Annotated in this window: 13 protein-coding genes; 6 read left to right on the top strand and 7 right to left on the bottom strand. The window is 64.5% G+C overall.

Features of this window, described 5'->3' with window-relative positions; translation table 11 throughout:
• Positions 1-17: 17 nt before the first annotated feature.
• Both ppk2 and BUB39_RS22080 read left to right on the top strand, forming a co-directional pair.
• A complete protein-coding gene (gene ppk2 / locus BUB39_RS22085) occupies positions 18-1,019 on the top strand; it encodes a polyphosphate kinase 2 (RefSeq protein ID WP_084527850.1) in 1,002 nt (333 codons plus the stop codon).
• Between the two features lie 72 nt (positions 1,020-1,091).
• Positions 1,092-2,282, top strand: a complete 1,191-nt coding sequence (locus BUB39_RS22080; RefSeq protein WP_073058053.1) for a RodZ family helix-turn-helix domain-containing protein — start codon at positions 1,092-1,094, stop codon at positions 2,280-2,282.
• Between the two features lie 72 nt (positions 2,283-2,354).
• Here the strand turns inward: BUB39_RS22080 and cysN are convergent, their stop codons facing one another.
• The 3 genes from cysN to cysQ form a co-directional block, all read right to left on the bottom strand.
• A complete protein-coding gene (cysN, locus tag BUB39_RS22075; protein WP_073058052.1) occupies positions 2,355-4,271 on the bottom strand; it encodes a sulfate adenylyltransferase subunit CysN in 1,917 nt (638 codons plus the stop codon).
• On the bottom strand, positions 4,271-5,179 hold the full coding sequence (gene cysD / locus BUB39_RS22070) for a sulfate adenylyltransferase subunit CysD (protein ID WP_073058051.1): 909 nt from the start codon (positions 5,177-5,179) through the stop codon (positions 4,271-4,273). The genes cysN and cysD overlap by 1 nt, the downstream gene beginning before the upstream one ends.
• Positions 5,180-5,324: 145 nt before the next feature.
• Positions 5,325-6,152, bottom strand: coding sequence for a 3'(2'),5'-bisphosphate nucleotidase CysQ (gene cysQ / locus BUB39_RS22065; RefSeq protein ID WP_073058050.1), 828 nt, complete (start codon positions 6,150-6,152; stop codon positions 5,325-5,327).
• A gap of 271 nt (positions 6,153-6,423) precedes the next feature.
• Between cysQ and BUB39_RS22060 the strand changes: the two genes are divergently transcribed.
• Positions 6,424-8,040 carry a glycosyltransferase family 39 protein gene (locus BUB39_RS22060; protein WP_073058049.1) on the top strand — a complete coding sequence of 539 codons (1,617 nt, stop codon included), beginning with the start codon at positions 6,424-6,426 and terminating at the stop codon, positions 8,038-8,040.
• Between the two features lie 4 nt (positions 8,041-8,044).
• Here the strand turns inward: BUB39_RS22060 and ald are convergent, their stop codons facing one another.
• Entirely contained in the window at positions 8,045-9,160 is a 1,116-nt protein-coding gene (ald, locus tag BUB39_RS22055; protein ID WP_073058047.1) for an alanine dehydrogenase, read from the bottom strand.
• Positions 9,161-9,295: 135 nt separating this feature from the next.
• Between ald and BUB39_RS22050 the strand changes: the two genes are divergently transcribed.
• The 3 genes from BUB39_RS22050 (at position 9,296) to BUB39_RS22040 (ending at position 11,759) form a co-directional block, all read left to right on the top strand.
• The gene (locus BUB39_RS22050; protein WP_073058046.1) at positions 9,296-9,757 is read left to right on the top strand and encodes an Lrp/AsnC family transcriptional regulator; all 462 of its coding nucleotides are present in this window, start codon (positions 9,296-9,298) and stop codon (positions 9,755-9,757) included.
• 78 nt (positions 9,758-9,835) lie between these two features.
• Positions 9,836-11,014 (top strand): NAD(P)/FAD-dependent oxidoreductase, encoded by a 1,179-nt coding sequence (locus tag BUB39_RS22045; RefSeq protein ID WP_244540347.1) that lies wholly within the window; start codon positions 9,836-9,838, stop codon positions 11,012-11,014.
• Between the two features lie 178 nt (positions 11,015-11,192).
• Positions 11,193-11,759, top strand: coding sequence for a DUF2087 domain-containing protein (locus tag BUB39_RS22040; RefSeq protein WP_073058045.1), 567 nt, complete (start codon positions 11,193-11,195; stop codon positions 11,757-11,759).
• 63 nt (positions 11,760-11,822) lie between these two features.
• On the opposite strand, the gene BUB39_RS22035 is transcribed toward BUB39_RS22040, so the two are convergent.
• The 3 genes from BUB39_RS22035 to BUB39_RS22025 are packed head-to-tail and all read right to left on the bottom strand — an operon-like array spanning position 11,823 to position 14,894.
• On the bottom strand, positions 11,823-12,815 hold the full coding sequence (locus BUB39_RS22035) for an ABC transporter substrate-binding protein (RefSeq protein WP_073058044.1): 993 nt from the start codon (positions 12,813-12,815) through the stop codon (positions 11,823-11,825).
• Positions 12,816-12,843: 28 nt separating this feature from the next.
• Positions 12,844-13,971: an ABC transporter permease gene (locus BUB39_RS22030; protein ID WP_073058043.1), complete on the bottom strand. Its 1,128-nt coding sequence runs from the start codon at positions 13,969-13,971 to the stop codon at positions 12,844-12,846.
• Positions 13,968-14,894 (bottom strand): ABC transporter permease, encoded by a 927-nt coding sequence (locus BUB39_RS22025; protein WP_073058042.1) that lies wholly within the window; start codon positions 14,892-14,894, stop codon positions 13,968-13,970. The genes BUB39_RS22030 and BUB39_RS22025 overlap by 4 nt, the downstream gene beginning before the upstream one ends.
• Positions 14,895-14,985 lie beyond the last annotated feature (91 nt).

The raw sequence follows: 14,985 nt of genomic DNA, 5'->3' as shown, positions 1-14,985 counted from the left end.
CGGCGGAGGGATCGTTCATGGCGAAGGACAGCGATAAGCGGGAGGGCAAGGGCGCTGGCAACGGCAACGGAGCGAAGAAGAAGGCAGACAGCGCCGCCGCGTCGCGCCCTGAGCCTCAATCGGACACGCTGCCGCCCCAGCTCGAGCCGGCGGCGGATGCGCCCGCCGTCGAAACGAAACATGGTCGCTTCGATCTCGACGACCCTATCCTGCCGGACTGGATCGACAAGGCTGCCTTCAAGGCCGGTGGTTATCCCTACGACAAGCCGCTGAAGAACGATGCATATGAAGCGGAGCTCATTCCCCTGCAGATCGAACTGGTCAAGCTGCAGGCGCATGTCATGGCCAAGGGCCTGCGCATGGCGCTGGTCTTCGAAGGCCGCGACGCCGCCGGCAAAGGCGGGGCCATTTTCGCATTCCGCCAGTATCTAAGCCCGCGCCATGCCCGCGACGTCGCGCTGCCGAAGCCGACCGAGACGGAGGCCGGCCAGTGGTACTTTCAGCGCTACGTCGCAGAGATGCCGACCGCCGGCGAGATCGTCACTTTCGACCGCTCCTGGTACAATCGCGCCGGGGTCGAGCCTGTGATGGGTTTTTGCACACCAGCCGAGCACAAGGCATTTCTCGCACAGGTGCCGCCTTTTGAAAGCCTTCTGGTCGATTCTGGCCTTATTCTCTTCAAGTTCTGGCTCGATATCGGCCGTGAGACCCAGATGAAGCGTTTCCATGAGCGGCGACACAATCCGCTTAAGATCTGGAAGCTCTCGCCGATCGATTATGCGGCGCTCGACAAATGGGACGACTACACCAAGGCGCGCGATACGATGCTCGACGCCTGCCACACCGAAGGGGCGCCATGGACGGTCGTGCTCGCCAATGACAAGCGCCGCGCCCGCATCAACGTTATCCGACAGGTGCTTTCCAGCGTCGATTACCCAGGTCGCGACACATCGGTCGTTGGAACGCCGGATCCGCGGGTGCTCGGCTTCGGGCCAAAATTCCTTCGCCGCCGCGGCTGAGATAAGAGCAGGGATCACGCCGACGGCTCGCCATGACCGCGATCTTCGCCTAATTCTTCCCGGCAACGAATCATGAGCCATCTCGAAACAGCCCTTCGACGCGCCATTGCCGACCTCGATCCCTCGGATCGGGAGGCGCGGCGCATTGCGCTCGGCAATGTCCGCGCCTCGATGCTGCGGCTGCTTGCCGTCTATGATCCGCCGCTGAGCGCCGAGGCGATCGAACGGAAGATCGACGAGGTCGACGCGTATATCCGCGCGATTGAAGCCGACTTCGCGCCCACCCCTGCTCGCGCAGCTGTCGAGCCGACGCCTGATGCCCCGCTTGCGAGCTCGGATTTCGACGAGGAGTATGAGGCGGGCGATGAGGACTATGTCGACGAAGATCCTGACGAGGGCCCCTTCGACGAGGACGACCTCGAAGATCAATCGCTGGAAGGCGATCAAGATATCGAACCAGACGTAGACGAGGCTTCCGAGCCGCTGAACGAGACGCGTGGACTATCGGTGAAGACCCTGGCGCTCATCGCCGGCGGGCTCGTCGGGTTTTTGGTGATCCTGATTGCCGGGCTCTATTTGGCCCAGCAGATGACGCTTGGCAGCACGACGCCAACGACGGTCGAGCAATCGGCCGGCGGGACTGCGCCTGCGGCGACCGAGTCGGCCCCTCCCAGCACAGATACGCTCGAGAGCACCGACGTTCCGGCAGAGGCTGTCCCTCCGCCTACACAATCAGCGCCTCCGGCCGATAATCCGTCAGAATCGGCCGTCGCGGCGCCAGATGCAGTCCCGGAAGTCGTCTCGCCCGCCGGCCCCCCGGCAACGGAGAGCCTCGTGCTGTTCGACGGGCATGACCCATCGGGGTTCAAGTCGGCGTCGGATAACCCCGTCAAATTCGAGGGGAGCGCCGACGCCGGCTTCGTCGAGATCTCGTCATCCGCGAGCGCCAATGGTGCACGTCTCATCGTCGGGCCGGGCGTCTATCAGCGGATCGCCGGCCACGACATTCGTATCGTCGTGGCCGCGCGGGGTGCCAGGGACAATCCGGCCGCGACGCTGCGTCTCGCCTATCAGAACGGTCACCAGCTCAGCGGCTGGTCCGATCTGAAGCTCGGCAGCGACTTCCAGTCCCTGACGATGACCTGGAAGGTACCGAAGGAGCGCACCGGTGGTGAAGGCGATGCGATCCTGATCGAGCCCGGCATTCCTGGCGACCAGACCGCGGCCGATATCCGTTCCGTGACCATCGACCTGCTACCCTGAGCAGCCGCAGCCGCACGCACCATCTTCCGGACCAAATCAAGCCTTTTGGAGGCCTCTACTTCATCCCACGCCTCAGCGCGGGATGAAGCCGTTGGCCGAAAGATAGTCGATGACGCGATCTGCGAGATCTTCAGCGCTTGCGCTGCCGGCTTCGAGCCGCAACTCGGCTTTTTCGGGCGCTTCATAGGGGCTGTCGATGCCGGTGAAGTTCACGATCTTGCCTTCGCGGGCCTTCCGATAAAGCCCCTTGGGATCGCGGGCCTCTGCAACCGCAAGCGGCGTATCGACGAAGATCTCGACGAACTCGCCCTCCTCGACCAGATCGCGGGCGAGCTGCCGCTCCGAGCGGAACGGCGAGATGAACGAAGCCAGCACGATGAGCCCGGCGTCGACGAAGAGCTTGGCCGTCTCGGCCACGCGCCGGATGTTCTCGACGCGGTCAGCATCTGTGAAGCCGAGATCGCGGTTGAGGCCATGACGGACATTGTCGCCATCGAGCAGATAGGTGTGGCGCCCGGCCAGATGCAGCTTCTGCTCGACAAGATTGGCGATCGTCGACTTGCCGGCGCCCGAAAGCCCGGTGAACCACAGAATGGCCGGCTTCTGGCTTTTCGCGCCCGACCGCGCCGCCTTGTCGATGGTCAGGGCCTGGCGATGGATATTGGTGGCACGGCGTAGGCCGAAGCGGATCATGCCCGCAGCAACTGTCTGGTTGGTGAAGCGGTCGATCAGGATAAAGGCGCCCGTCGTCCGCACATCGTCATAGGGGTCGAAGGCGATCGGCTCAGCGAGGGAGAAATTCGCGAAGCCGATATCGTTGAGCGACAGCGTCTTGGCCGCGAGCGGCTTCAGCGTGTCCATCTCAACCCGGTGCTTCAGCTCGGTGACGGCGGCGCCCACGGTCCGCGTGCCGATCTTCATGAGATAAGGCCGGCCAGGCAGCATCGGCTCTTCTGCCATCCAGATGACATGGGCGGCGAATTGGTCGGAGACATCGGGGCGCGCGCCCGGCGGCACCAGTATATCGCCGCGCGAAAGATCGATCTCGCGGTCGAGCGTCAGCGTGACGGCATCCTCGGCCGACGCTTGGTTGAGGTCGCCGTCCAACGTGACGATGCGCTCGATACGGGCTGGCTGGCCGCTCCGCGCTACGACGACGTCGTCGCCGGGACGAACCGTGCCGGCAGCAAGCGTCCCGGCATAGCCGCGAAAGGTCAGATCCGGCCGATTGACCCACTGCACGGGAAAGCGGAGCGGCTTCGTCGCGGCGGCGCCGGACGAGAGCTCGACATTCTCCAGATGCTCGATCAGCGTCGGCCCGCGATACCAGGGCATATGTTCGCTATGCAGGCTGACATTGTCGCCATAGCGCGCCGAGATCGGGATCGCGACGCGCGTCGCGAAGCCGTAATGGCCGGCATCGGCGTCGAATGCCGCCACGATGGCGTCGAATACCGCCCGGTCGTAGCCGACGAGATCGATCTTGTTGATCGCCAGCACGACATGACGGATGCCAAGCAGCGAGGCGATGGTCGCATGCCGTCGCGTCTGGCTGAGGATGCCCTTGCGGGCGTCGATCAGGAGGACGGCGAGATCAGCTGTCGAGGCGCCGGTCGCCATGTTGCGCGTATATTGCTCATGGCCGGGCGTATCGGCGACGATGAACTTCCGCTTCTCCGTCGCGAAGAAGCGATAGGCGACGTCGATGGTGATGCCCTGTTCGCGTTCGGCTTCGAGGCCGTCGACGAGCAGCGCCAGGTCCATATCATCGCCGACCGTGCCGAACTTCTTCGAATCCTTTTCGAGCGTTGCGATCTGGTCCTCGAACAGCCGCTTCGAATCGAGCAGCAGACGGCCGATCAGCGTCGACTTGCCGTCGTCCACGCTACCGCAGGTCAGGAAGCGCAGCAGGCTCTTGTCGGCATCGCCGAGCGCCAGGCTGCGCGCCGGGGCCTCGCTGTCGGGGCGGAGGGTCACGGGCTCGGCCATCAGAAATATCCCTCGCGCTTCTTCTTTTCCATCGAGCCGGATTCATCGTGGTCGATGAGCCGGCCCTGACGTTCCGAGGTCGTGGCCAGCAACATTTCTTCGACGATGTCCTCGATCGTCTCGGCGTCAGACTCGACCGCAGCGGTGAGCGGGTAGCAGCCGAGCGTGCGGAAGCGGACGCGGCGCTTCACCGGCGTCTCGCCGGGCAGCAGTCGCATGCGCTCGTCATCGGCCATGATCAGCTGGCCGCCCCGCTCGACGACCGGACGCTCTGCCGAAAGGTAGAGCGGTACGATCGGGATCTGCTCGGCGAGGATGTATTCCCAGATATCGAGCTCGGTCCAGTTGGAGAGCGGGAAGACACGGATCGTCTCGCCCGCGCCAATACGCGTGTTGTAGAGCGACCAGAGTTCGGGTCGCTGGTTCTTGGGATCCCAGCCATGGCTGGCAGTGCGGAAGGAAAAGACCCGCTCCTTGGCCCTGCTCTTTTCCTCGTCGCGCCGAGCGCCGCCGAACGCGGCGTCATAGCCGCCCGCGTCGAGCGCCTGCTTCAGCGCCTCAGTCTTCATCACCTGGGTGTAGTTGGACGAGCCATGATCGAACGGATTGATGCCGGCCGCCTTGCCCTCAGGGTTGGTGTGCACGAGGAGATTGAGGCCGAGCCGACGCACGGTCTCGTCGCGAAACGCGATCATCTCGCGAAACTTCCAGGTCGTATCGATATGCAGCAGGGAAAAGGGCGGCTTGGCCGGATAGAACGCCTTCATCGCCAGATGCAGCATGACCGACGAGTCCTTGCCGATCGAATAGAGCATCACGGGGTTCGCGAAATTGGCTGCAACCTCGCGCATGATGAAGATCGCCTCGGCTTCAAGGCGGCGAAGATGCGGCTTCAGATGAGATGTCATTCGGTGGGCTCCGGCACAACTCGGAACCTAGTCTTCGCAGCTGCCCTCTCTCAAGCACGGGCGTCGCGTTTATCAGGCCCAATACCACGCGACATCGCGCGGACGGCTCCAAACAGGGAAAGGGATTTCCGCTAAGTATACAGGATTAGTCGAGATTGGTCCGAACACATCCATATGCCACGAACCACGGGTTGGCGAAGGCCATGGCTCCGGGCCGCCCGTTCGGGCCATAACCAAGCGGACGGCCGTCTGTCTCGGTGACGATGCCACCGGCAGCCCGCAACACGGCATCGCCGGCCGCCGTATCCCACTGCATTGTCGGGCCCATGCGCGGATAGAGGTCAGCCTCCCCCGCCGCCATCAGGCAGAATTTGAGCGAAGAGCCGGCCGAGACGATCGAGGCGCCGGGGTGAGTGGCGATGAAGGCATCCGTCTCGGACGTCCGATGCGAACGGCTTGCGATGATGCGAGGCGGCTCCGGACATGGACATGCGACGCCGATGATCTGTCGCGCGACAACGCGGTCGTTCTCGACGTAGAGGCGTTCCGCCGCCGCGCCGAGACGTCCAAGATACAGCGCGCCGCGCACCGGTGCATAGACGATGCCGAGTACCGGCGTTCCGTTGCGGATAAGGCCGATATTCACCGTGAAATCGCCATTGCGACTGATGAATTCGCGCGTTCCATCGACGGGATCGACCAGGAAGAACGTCGCGCCGACCGCCGGCACCTGGCCGCTTGAGCAGGCTTCTTCCGCGACGACCGGAATGCCCGGCACGAGGCGCGCGAGATCGGCCAGGATAATCACCTCGGCGAGCCGATCCGCCTCGGTAACGGGCGATGAATCGCCCTTCTGCTCGACCGCAAAAGCGCTGTCATAGACTTCGAGAACAACACGGCCCGCCCGCAACACCGTATCGACAAGGGTTTCGAGCAGTTCAGCGTCGGAGATCGGCAGGGAGGCGGTCGTCATGCGGACCCATCGCGGTTCGGTTGCCGAAAGACGTCCGTCGGCAGGCGAGCAAGCCGGCGCCATCGAGGCCCGTCGCGGAGCAGCTAGTAACCCCAGACGCGGCCTCGCACAAGAATTGACAAGGAGGATCGCGGGATGCGCTCCAGCATTGGGCGCCGCGAGGCGGAGCGGGGCGGCCTCCCGGCTCCGGTTCTTCACGAGGACTGGATCATGCTCTAGTTTGGCGCCGGCAACGCTTGCTTCGGCGCGTCTCAGTGGAGCTTCGGGACTTATGGATGGATCGCCCGGACTTCAAGCGGGATCGCGGGCCATTCGCGCTGCACAGCGCGAACGAGCGGACCCGAACGGACAGGAAAGCCTAGCCGGATCGGCGGGCATCTGGACCACCGGCAGACGTTGGCCGCTCGGGGTCGAACTGGCGATCTTCCTGAGCGCTGCCCTTCTCGTGCTGGCCGTCCTGCTGCCAACGCTCGGCAGGCTGGCGCTCTGGTACGACGAAGTGCTGACAGCCGATGTCGCGGAGGCATCCTGGGGCGAGCTCATCCGCGATCGCCTCGCCAATGGCCATTTCCCGAGCTATTTTGCGCTCATCAAGATCCTAGGCCTCGGCGCGGCGAATGAATTCTGGCTCCGCCTGCCATCAGCCCTGTTCAGCGCGGGTGCCGCCGGCCTTCTGGCGATCATCGCGCTGCGCTTCATAGGCGCATTCGCCGCCGTCGCGACCGTCCTTCTCTATGTGACGCTGCCGATCCTGATCGCCTACGGTCAGGAGGCGCGGCCATACACGATGATGCTGTTCTTCGTCGTCCTGGCCATGCTCGGCCATCTGTCGATGTTGACGCGGCAATCGGGTGTCAAACGCTATGCCTGGGCGGCGACCGTCGGCACCGTCGGTGCCGCGCTGACGATTCCAGCCGGCATCGTGGCCGTCGCCATGTTGCAAGCGGGCGCCCTTGCCTGCGGCGCTCTTCGAGAATCCACCGAAAAGCGATTACTCTGGCGGCGCCATTTCCTCGCAACCTCGGTCGTGACGCTCGTCGCGATGATGGGCCTGGTGCCTGGCTTCATCAGCCTCGGCGGAAAAGCCGAAGGGTTGATGAAGTGGCAGGTCGCCACATCAGCCGCCAACCGCTTCCTCGACTCCTATCGACCCATCTACGGGTTTGCCGTCGACTACGATGCCAATCACTTCTTGCCGGCAAGCTATGAGACCTGGCTGGGGGCCGCTCTTCTGGCACTGATAGCAGCAGGCGCTCTCCTCGGTATCAGCAGAACCGTCGGCCGCTACCTGATCGTCACGGCGATCGGCACGCCGCTTGTCTTCATCATCATCGGAAGCTTCACTGCCGTGACGCCGCGCTACATGCTCGGCATGATGCCAGCCACCATCCTTCTGGTCGCGGCCGCGATGACGTTTCTCGTGTCCCGTCCGGCCTGGCGCATCCCGGGCGCCGCTTTGCTGGCGATCTTCTTTCTGGCCATTTCACTTCAGGCCGCCGACATGCTCGTGTCGGAGCGAAAGCTGGATTGGCGGAGCGTTGCCGCCTTTCTTCGCGCAAACGGCATCAGCGACACCGAAATCCTCGCCAATAGCGACCAGACTCCACGCGACCTCGCCCACTACTTGCCGAAGTCCGACGGCATCACCTACCAGTTCGTGCGGCCACCGCTTGAGCCGATGGACCGGATCTGGAGCGCCGCAAAGGCGCGCGATGTCGCCTGGATCGCGACGCTCTACGCCGATTGGCTTCCGCCCGATGTCACCGCCGACCGGACAGTCTGCAGATGGCGGTTTTCCGCGCTCACCCTCTTCGCCGTGGCGCGTGATCCGTCTCTGCTTCCGCCGTCGCTCAGAAATTGCGCGACGGCGACGCAGACCACGGAGTGACCGCTCAGGCCGCGATATTCCCGGCAGGATCAGCGAAGCTCTCGCCGAGCGCCTCCGCGACGGCGCGATGCGTGATCCGGCCGCGATGGACGTTGAGGCCATTGCGCAAGTGCGGATCGCGGGCGAGCGCGGCAAGCCCTTCCCCGGCCAGCGCTACTCCGAAGGGCAGCGTGGCGTGATTGAGCGCATGGCTCGAGGTCAGCGGCACGGCGCCCGGCATATTGGCGACGCAGTAGTGGATGACGCCGTCAACGACATAGGTCGGCTCGGCATGGGTCGTCGCGTGCGATGTCTCGAAGCAACCGCCCTGGTCAATTGCGACATCGACCAGCACCGCGCCGCGCTTCATCTTCGGCAGCATGGCCCGCGTGACGAGCTTCGGCGCCGCTGCGCCGGGGATGAGCACCGCGCCGATGACCGCATCGGCCGAGATGACTTCATCCTCGAGCGCGTCGATCGTCGAATAACGGGTGCGGATACGTCCGGCGAACGTCTCGTCGAGCTCGCGGAGGCGCGGCACCGAGCGGTCGAGGACGGTCACCTCGGCGCCAAGGCCGGCGGCCATCCGAGCCGCATGCATGCCGACGACACCGCCGCCGATCACGACGACCTTGGCCGGCGCCACACCCGGCACGCCGCCGAGCAGGATGCCGCGGCCGCCATTCGGCTTCTGCAGCGCCGTTGCCGCGGCCTGGATCGACAGGCGGCCCGCAACTTCGCTCATCGGTGCGAGCAGCGGTAGCCCGCCATGAGCGTCAGTGACCGTTTCGTAGGCGACCGCCGTCACGCCCGATTCCATCAGGCCGCGCGCCTGCACCGGATCGGGCGCGAGATGGAGATAGGTGAAGAGAATCTGGCCCGGCCGGAACTGTGCCCACTCCTCGGGCTGAGGCTCCTTGACCTTGACGATCATGCCGGCCTTGGCGAACACCTCGCCGGCCGAAGCGGCGATCGTGGCGCCGGCCGCGACGTAGGCGGCGTCGGGCGCATCGATGCCCAACCCCGCGCCGGTCTCGACGAGGACGCCATGGCCCCGCGCCACATATTCGCGCACGGCGGCCGGCGTCAGGCCGACGCGGAATTCGTTGTTCTTGATTTCTCTCGGAACGCCGACGAGCATGATGATATCCCCTGGCTCTTATTGGCTGTGCATGGAGAATATCGCCGCAAGAGAGCAGATTTCGTGCTATTTCATGCCCATATGCGCGTGAGCGCGCATTGAGACTGCGGCAACGAAGCGGAAGGCGCATGATTCATGCAGCTCGATGATTTCGACCGGCGGATCGTTGGGGCGCTCGCCCGCGAAGGCCGGCTTTCTGCCGTGGAACTTGCCGAGCGGATCGGCCTCTCCGCCTCTGCCGTCACACGCCGTCTGCAGCGCCTCGAAACAGGCGGCGTCATCGCTGGCTACCGTGCGGTCGTCGATCCGAATGCGCTCGGCCTTGGCATCACGGCCTTTGTCGAAATCTCACTCGATCGGCAGAACGACGAGGCGCTCAAGGCCTTCGAGGCCGCGGCGCGGAAATGCCCCAACATCCTCTCGCTTTATCTGATGTCGGGCTCGAGCGACTATCTGCTGCGGATCGTGGCGCGCGACCTGCCGGATTTCGAACGATTACATGCGAATGTGCTGGGCCACCTGCCGGGCGTTGCGCGCATCGAATCGAAATTCGCGCTCCGCGAGGCCATCGAGCGACCTCTCGTGCCGATCGGCTGACACGACCGCTTCGCCGCATCGACGACGAAATAGGCGCATGGCATGGTCATGGTGGAACTTCCGGGACGGAGCGAGAGCGTGGCGCGCCACCATGACGTCATCATCGTCGGCGGCGCCGTTCACGGCGCCTCCGCCGCCTATCACATCGCCGCGCATCCGCGCTTTTCCGGCAGCGTTCTGCTGGTCGAGAAGGACCCGACCTTCCAGCAGGCGGCCAGCGCTCTTTCCGCCGCCTCGATCCGGCAGCAATTCTCCTCGCCGGTGAATATCGACATGTCGCTCTACGGCATCGAATTCCTGCGCGCGATCGGCGACACTCTCTCTGTCGAGAATGACCGGCCGTTCATCAGTCTCAACGAGGGCGGCTATCTCTTTCTCGCCACCGCCGCCGGCACGGCGACACTGACCGAAAACCACGCGCTGCAATCCAGCCGCGGCGCTGACATCGTGCTGTTCAACCCAGCAGAGCTTGCCGAGCGCTTCCCCTATCTCGTCCTCGACGACATCGCCGCCGGCGCCTTCGGCGCTACCGGCGAAGGCTGGTTCGACGGCTACGGCCTCATGCAGGCGCTTCGTAAGAGGGCGCGATCGCTTGGCGTCGAGACCGCCAGCGCGACGGTGACTGAAATCCTGACCGAACGCGGCCGTGCCACAGGCGTGCGCTTCGCCGATGGCGCCACCGCGACAGCGGACGCGGTGATCATCGCGGCGGGAACTGGCGCACGGGAGCTATTGGAGGATATTGGCGTGCCACTGCCGGTCGAGGCGCGCAAGCGCTGCATCTTCACCTTCGCCTGCAAGGAAAAGCTGCCGGGCTTTCCCATGCTGATCGATCCGTCCGGCGTCTATTGCCGTCCGGAGGGGGAGCTCTTCCTCTGTGGCTCGGCACCGGACGAAGCTCATGATCCTCTCGCGACCGATTTCGATGTCGACCATGCGCTGTTCGAGGATCTGATCTGGCCGGTTCTGGCGAGCCGAGTGCCCGCGTTCGAGACCATTCGACAGGCGCGATCCTGGGCCGGGCACTACGACATGAACCTCTTCGACCACAACGCGATCGTTGGCCGTGTGCCGCCCTTCGACAATCTCTTCATCGCCAACGGCTTCTCCGGCCATGGCCTGCAGCAGGCGCCCGCCGTCGGCCGCGGCCTCGCCGAGCTAGCCGTCGACGGCGCCTACCAGACGCTCGACCTTTCTCCTCTCGGCTATGAGCGCATCACCCACAACCGACCCTTGTTCGAGAAGAACATCGTCTGACATGGCGCTCGGCGCAGCGAGCCGCTATGATGGTGTAGGGTCAGCAGTTCACCCAGGCGTCACCGCCCCGCGAGGGGAAGCTAAACCTGCATCATGCGATCAGACTGACACCAGCCTCGTGCCGGGTCGCAAGCGGTGACCGCGACAATCCGATGGATCGGCACATCGAGGATTGGTCATGACACGAACCCCGATCGCCTTCTCTGTGGGCGACATCTCCGCATTGGCAAAGTCGCTGCGCAAGCAGTTCGAGGGCCGCAGCGCCCTTCCGAGCCATGTCGAAGTGCTTAACATGCTGGCGCGCTCGACCGGCCACCGCAAGTTCCAGCAGTTGCGCGCCGCCACGGTGCAGCAATCGCCCGACACCGCTGCCGCGCTGCCACTGTCGCCGCTGCCGGTGCCGGCCGGTCCTGATCTTGCTCTCGTGGCGCGTGCTCAGCGCCACTTCGATGCGCGCGGCCGCCTGATCCGCTGGCCGGCGCGTCGAAACCATCAGTTGCTCTGCCTATGGGCGCTCTGGGCGGCATTTCCCACCCGGCAGACCCTTGGAGATGCCGGTGTGAAAGCATTTCTGGCCGAGCGGCACACATTTGGGGATCATGCGCTGCTGCGGCGCGAACTGGTGGATTGCCGTCTGATCACCAGAAACGCCGAAGGAAGCGTCTATCGTCGCATCGAGCGCGAGCCGCCGCCGGATGCGCGGGCGTTGATCAGGCGGGTTTCGGCACTGGAAATGGCGACATGATCGCCTGAACGAAATCGGGCGCCAGACGGCGCCCGATCCCTGCATTGCAACTTGTGGCTAAGCCTATTTGAGGCCGGCCTTGTCGGTGACCGCCGTCGTCGTCGCGGCCGCGTCAGGCTCCTTGGAGATGACGCCGCCGGCCGACAGCATGGTCTGCACCGTCTGCTTGTAATCAGCCGGGTCGAGCGCGCCGGACGTAGCGTCGGTGAGCTTGTTCACTTCCCCGATCATGTATTTCTGGTGATCTAATGTCTGCGAACCCGACTCGTCGGCATCGACCGTGATCTGTGCCGCCTCGTCCGGGTTTTCGCGCGCATAGGCCCAGCCCTTCTCGGACGCCTTCACGAAGCGGGCGAGCTTGTCGACATAGGCGGGATCGGCGAGCTTGTCCTCGAGCGCATAGAGCCCGTCTTCCAGCATGCCGACATTCTCGTCGCGATAGTTGAAGACGACGAGGTCTTCGGCCTTGAGGCCGGCGTCGAGGATCTGGCCATATTCGTTGTAGGTCATGGCCGAGATGCAGTCGGCCTGCTTCTGTACCAGCGGATCGACATTGAACGCCTGCTTCAGCACGGTGACGCCGTTGGCGCCGCCATCGGTCTTGTAGCCGAGCTTGTTCATCCAGGCCATGAACGGATATTCATTGCCATAGAACCAGACGCCGAGGGTCTTTCCCTTGAAGTCGGCGGGCGTGGCAATGCCGGTGTCCTTGCGGCAGACGAGCAGCAGGCCCGAACTCTTGAACGGCTGCGCGATGTTGACGAGCTTGACGCCCTTTTCGCGCGAGGCGAGCGCATCTGCCATCCAGTCGACGATCACGTCGGCGCCGCCGGCGGCGATCACCTGCACCGGCGAAACGTCCGGGCCACCCGGCTTGATCGTGACGTCGAGCCCTTCGGCCTCGTAGAAGCCCTTCGCCTTTGCGACGAGATAGCCGGCGAACTGAGCCTGCGTGACCCATTTCAGCTGCAGGGTCAGCTGATCGGCAGCATAGGCCGGCGCGCTCATCGCAAGGCCGGTCGCGGCAGCGATCGCGCCCATCATCCACTTCTTCATTGACCCCTCCAGGTTGTCGTTTCCGTCCCTAGGTGCGGAAGGACGGATGCCAGAAAGTCGCGGCGCGCTCGGCGAGCGCGACCACGCCGTAGAACGCGGAGCCGGCCAGCGCCGCCACCGCGATTTCCGCCCACACCATGTCGATATTCATGCGCCCGACTTCGGTAGAGATGCGGAAGCCCATGCCCACGATCGGCGTGCCGAAGAACTCGGCTACAATGGCCGCGATCAGGGCGAGAGTCGAATTGATCTTGAGCGCGTTGAAGACAAACGGCATCGCCTCGGGCAGCCTCAGCTTGAACAGCGTCTGCCAATACGTTGCGGCGTAGGTGCGCATCAGATCGCGGCTGATCGGCTGCGAGGCGGAGAGCCCAGTTACCGTGTTCACCAGCATCGGGAAGAAGGTCGAGACGACGACGACCGCCGCCTTGGACGGCCAGTCGAAGCCGAACCACATCACCATGATCGGTGCGATACCGACGATCGGCAGCGCCGAGACGAGATTGCCGATCGGCAGCAGGCCACGCTTCAGGAATGAGACGCGGTCGACGAGGATTGCGACCAGGAAGCCGGCGCCGCAGCCGATCGCATAGCCCGCCACCACCGATTTGAAGAAGGTCTGCCGGAAGTCGGCGGCAAGGATGGGCAGCGAGGTTGCGATGCGCGCGCCGATCGCCGAAGGCGGGGGGATCAGCACGAACGGCACCTGGAAGACGACCACGACGATCTGCCAGAGGATCAGCAGCCAGATCCCGAACAGGAAGGGGATCAGCAGCGAGAGCACGAGCCCCGGCAGCCCGGGCCGGCGTGGCCATTCGGAGAGTTCCGTCACCAGCGCCCAGACGAGCAGCCAGGACGTCAGGACCAGCGCCCAGAAGCCGCTGCCCGTGTGACCGGCAAGGCTCGGCAACAGGCCGATCGCCATCGCCGCGCCGCCATGCGCGGCAAGCGCCAGCAAAATTGCTGCGGCAAGGCTGCGTCCGGCTCGGATAGCGGCGACGATGGCGGCCGCCATCAACGCGACGAGCCCCCAGCCGACGGGGCCCTCGCGGATCAGCAGGCGCGTAGGATCGGCCGCGTCGAGCGGCAGCGCGCTGAGCGCGATCAGCCCGACCAACGCGATCCAGGGCTGGATATGGCCGCGGCTGTGGTTCATCGCGCGAGCCCCATCCGCTTGACGACGGCCGTGCCCCCTAGGCTCACCATCCAAACAAGGAGCGCTGCCAACACGGATGCAGCGATCAGCGCCGACCATATCTGCACCGTCTGTCCATAATAGGAACCGGCGAGCAGCCGCGCGCCGATACCGGCTGAGGCGCCGGTCGGCAGTTCGCCGACGATGGCGCCGACCAGGCTGATGGCGATCGCGACCTGCATTGAGGCAAATAGAAAGGGCAGCGCCGCCGGCATGCGCAGCTTCCAGAAGGTCTGCCAGCGATTGGCCGAATAGGTGCGCATCAGGTCGACGAGAATGGTGTCGGGCGAGCGCAGCCCCTTCACCAGCCCGACCGTAATCGGGAAGAAGGAGAGATAGGTCGAGATCAGCGCCTTGGCGATGAAGCGCGACGTATCGGTCGAGAAGCCCATCTGCCCGTTCATGAGATTATAGCCGACCACGACGATCATCGGCGCGATCGCAACGATCGGGATTGTCTGTGAGGCGATCACCCAGGGCATCAGGCTGCGATCAAGGCTCGGCACATGCACGATCGCTGCGGCAAGGATCAGGCCGAGCAGCGCACCGGAGAGAAACCCGGCCAAGGTCGCCGAAAGCGTGATCCAGGAATGATAGACGAGGCTCTTCTTGGAGGTGACCGGCGTCAGGGCGGTCGACTTCCAGATTTCAGTGACGATCTGGTGCGGCGCCGGCAGCAGCGGCCGATCCATGGCATAGGTGGCGAACAGCAGCTCGCTCGCGGTCGGCTCCTTCTTGGCGCGCGCGAACGCATCGCGCGCCAGAGTGGCATTCATGAAATAGGCACCGACATACCAGAGCGCGATCAGCGCCAGCGTGACGACGAGCACGGGAACGAGCTTGCCTGGCGGCTTCGCCAGGCGGTGCGACACGGCAGTCGTCATGTCGTCACCTTGTCGGCCAGTCCGGCGCCGTGACTGGCAGAAGCCTTCGCGCCTTTGGCTGAAGCTCTCATGCCTGTCATCGCCGGGCCTG

It is taken from the genome of Kaistia soli DSM 19436 (assembly GCF_900129325.1).
GTDB classification, from domain to species: domain Bacteria; phylum Pseudomonadota; class Alphaproteobacteria; order Rhizobiales; family Kaistiaceae; genus Kaistia; species Kaistia soli.
The sequence above is the reverse complement of the archived record's forward strand: the minus strand, read 5'-3'. Positions and strand labels throughout refer to the sequence as shown.

What these genes read in the sequence shown, in the direction of transcription:
- ppk2 (WP_084527850.1), top strand. Translation starts at nt 18, where the DNA reads ATGGCGAAGGACAGCGATAAGCGGGAGGGCAAGGGCGCTGGCAACGGC.
- BUB39_RS22080 (WP_073058053.1), top strand. Translation starts at nt 1,092, where the DNA reads ATGAGCCATCTCGAAACAGCCCTTCGACGCGCCATTGCCGACCTCGAT.
- cysN (WP_073058052.1), bottom strand. Translation starts at nt 4,271, where the DNA reads ATGGCCGAGCCCGTGACCCTCCGCCCCGACAGCGAGGCCCCGGCGCGC.
- cysD (WP_073058051.1), bottom strand. Translation starts at nt 5,179, where the DNA reads ATGACATCTCATCTGAAGCCGCATCTTCGCCGCCTTGAAGCCGAGGCG.
- cysQ (WP_073058050.1), bottom strand. Translation starts at nt 6,152, where the DNA reads ATGACGACCGCCTCCCTGCCGATCTCCGACGCTGAACTGCTCGAAACC.
- BUB39_RS22060 (WP_073058049.1), top strand. Translation starts at nt 6,424, where the DNA reads ATGGATGGATCGCCCGGACTTCAAGCGGGATCGCGGGCCATTCGCGCT.
- ald (WP_073058047.1), bottom strand. Translation starts at nt 9,160, where the DNA reads ATGCTCGTCGGCGTTCCGAGAGAAATCAAGAACAACGAATTCCGCGTC.
- BUB39_RS22050 (WP_073058046.1), top strand. Translation starts at nt 9,296, where the DNA reads ATGCAGCTCGATGATTTCGACCGGCGGATCGTTGGGGCGCTCGCCCGC.
- BUB39_RS22040 (WP_073058045.1), top strand. Translation starts at nt 11,193, where the DNA reads ATGACACGAACCCCGATCGCCTTCTCTGTGGGCGACATCTCCGCATTG.
- BUB39_RS22035 (WP_073058044.1), bottom strand. Translation starts at nt 12,815, where the DNA reads ATGAAGAAGTGGATGATGGGCGCGATCGCTGCCGCGACCGGCCTTGCG.
- BUB39_RS22030 (WP_073058043.1), bottom strand. Translation starts at nt 13,971, where the DNA reads ATGAACCACAGCCGCGGCCATATCCAGCCCTGGATCGCGTTGGTCGGG.
- BUB39_RS22025 (WP_073058042.1), bottom strand. Translation starts at nt 14,894, where the DNA reads ATGACGACTGCCGTGTCGCACCGCCTGGCGAAGCCGCCAGGCAAGCTC.